Source organism: Rhodococcus sp. NPDC019050, assembly GCF_055664235.1.
The window spans coordinates 1-2,939 of record NZ_JBVOON010000042.1 but is presented as its reverse complement, the minus strand read 5'-3'; the positions used below and the strand labels follow the sequence as shown (position 1 = coordinate 2,939).

Here is a 2,939-nt window from a genome sequence, read left to right as displayed (position 1 = left end):
TTTTAGTTAAGTCCTCGATCTATTAGTATTTGTCAGCTCCACGTGTCACCACGCTTCCACCTCAAACCTATCAACCTGATCATCTTTCAGGGATCTTACTAGCTTACGCTATGGGAAATCTCATCTCGAGGGGGGCTTCATGCTTAGATGCTTTCAGCACTTATCCCTTCCGCACATAGCTACCCAGCTATGCCTTTGGCAAGACAACTGGTACACCAGCGGTGCGTCCATCCCGGTCCTCTCGTACTAAGGACAGCTCCTCTCAAATTTCCTACGCCCACGACGGATAGGGACCGAACTGTCTCACGACGTTCTGAACCCAGCTCGCGTACCGCTTTAATGGGCGAACAGCCCAACCCTTGGGACCGACTACAGCCCCAGGATGCGATGAGCCGACATCGAGGTGCCAAACCTCCCCGTCGATGTGGACTCTTGGGGGAGATAAGCCTGTTATCCCCGGGGTAGCTTTTATCCGTTGAGCGATGGCCCTTCCATGCGGAACCACCGGATCACTAAGCCCGACTTTCGTCCCTGCTCGACTTGTAGGTCTCGCAGTCAAGCTCCCTTGTGCCTTTACACTCTACGAATGATTTCCAACCATTCTGAGGGAACCTTTGGGCGCCTCCGTTACTTTTTAGGAGGCGACCGCCCCAGTCAAACTGCCCACCTGACACTGTCTCCCACCCCGATAAGGGGTGCGGGTTAGAATGTCAATACAGCCAGGGTAGTATCCCACCAATGCCTCCACCGAAGCTGGCGCTCCGGCTTCCAAGGCTCCTACCTATCCTGTACAAGCTGTACCAAAATTCAATATCAGGCTACAGTAAAGCTCCACGGGGTCTTTCCGTCCTGTCGCGGGTAACCTGCATCTTCACAGGTACTATAATTTCACCGAGTCTCTCGTTGAGACAGTGCCCAGATCGTTACACCTTTCGTGCGGGTCGGAACTTACCCGACAAGGAATTTCGCTACCTTAGGACCGTTATAGTTACGGCCGCCGTTTACTGGGGCTTCAATTCAGAGCTTCGCGCGAACGCTAACCCCTCCTCTTAACCTTCCAGCACCGGGCAGGTGTCAGCCCCTATACTTCGCCTTACGGCTTCGCAGAGACCTGTGTTTTTGCTAAACAGTCGCCTGGGCCTATTCACTGCGGCTCTCTCGGGCTTGCACCCAAAAGAGCACCCCTTCTCCCGAAGTTACGGGGTCATTTTGCCGAGTTCCTTAACGAGAGTTCTCTCGCTCACCTTAGGATTCTCTCCTCGCCTACCTGTGTCGGTTTGCGGTACGGGCACCTTGAATCTCGCTAGAGGCTTTTCTTGGCAGTGTGGAATCAGGAACTTCGGTACTATATTTCCCTCGCCGTCACAGCTCCGCCTTCACGGTAATGGGATTTGCCTCATTACCAGCCTAACTGCTTGGACGTGCTAATCCAACAGCACGCTTACCCTATCCTCCTGCGTCCCCCCATCGCTCAAACGATTCATAAGGTGGTACAGGAATATCAACCTGTTGTCCATCGCCTACGCTCTTCAGCCTCGGCTTAGGTCCCGACTAACCCTGAGTGGACGAGCCTTCCTCAGGAAACCTTAGGCATTCGGTGGATGAGATTCTCACTCATCTTTCGCTACTCATACCGGCATTCTCACTTCTAAGCGCTCCACCAGTCCTTACGGTCTAGCTTCAACGCCCTTAGAACGCTCTCCTACCACTGACATCATAGATGTCAATCCACAGCTTCGGTGATACGTTTAGCCCCGGTACATTTTCGGCGCAGAGTCACTCGACCAGTGAGCTATTACGCACTCTTTAAATGGTGGCTGCTTCTAAGCCAACATCCTGGTTGTCTAAGCAACTCCACATCCTTTTCCACTTAACGTATACTTTGGGACCTTAGCTGGTGGTCTGGGCTGTTTCCCTCTTGACTACGGATCTTATCACTCGCAGTCTGACTCCCAAGGATAAGTATTTGGCATTCGGAGTTTGTCTGAATTCGGTAACCCGATGGGGGCCCCTAGTCCAAACAGTGCTCTACCTCCAATACTCTTACCTTGAGGCTAGCCCTAAAGCTATTTCGGAGAGAACCAGCTATCTCCAAGTTCGATTGGAATTTCTCCGCTACCCACACCTCATCCCCGCACTTTTCAACGTGCGTGGGTTCGGGCCTCCATCCAGTGTTACCTGGACTTCACCCTGGACATGGGTAGATCACCTGGTTTCGGGTCTACGACCACATACTCTATCGCCCTATTCAGACTCGCTTTCGCTGCGGCTCCGTCTCTTCAACTTAACCTTGCATGTAATCGTAACTCGCCGGTTCATTCTACAAAAGGCACGCTATCACCCATTAATGGGCTCTAACTACTTGTAGGCACACGGTTTCAGGATCTATTTCACTCCCCTTCCGGGGTGCTTTTCACCTTTCCCTCACGGTACTGGTTCACTATCGGTCACTAGGGAGTATTTAGCCTTGGGAGATGGTCCTCCCTGCTTCCGACGGGATTTCTCGTGTCCCGCCGTACTCAGGATCCACTCAGGAGGGAACGAAGTTTCGACTACAGGGTTTTTACCTTCTGTGACTGGCCTTTCCAGACCTATTCATCTACCCCGTTCCTTTGTAACTCCATGTAGAGTGTCCTACAACCCCAAGAGGCAAGCCTCTTGGTTTGGGCTAATCCCGTTTCGCTCGCCGCTACTAAGGGAATCGCGTTTGCTTTCTCTTCCTCCGGGTACTTAGATGTTTCAGTTCCCCGGGTCTGCCTTCAGTTACTCTATGTATTCAAGTAACGATACTATCCCATTACGGATAGTGGGTTTCCCCATTCGGAAATCTCCGGATCAAAGCTTACTTACAGCTCCCCGAAGCATATCGGTGTTAGTCCCGTCCTTCATCGGCTCCTAGTGCCAAGGCATCCACCGTGCGCCCTTTCTAACTTAACTTG

1 rRNA gene is annotated in these 2,939 nt (G+C 52.2%); it reads right to left on the bottom strand.

Annotated features, from left to right (window positions below):
• Positions 1-2 precede the first annotated feature (2 nt).
• Positions 3-2,937: ribosomal RNA gene (locus AC0B44_RS21170) — 23S ribosomal RNA — on the bottom strand.
• Between the last annotated feature and the right edge of the window lie 2 nt (positions 2,938-2,939).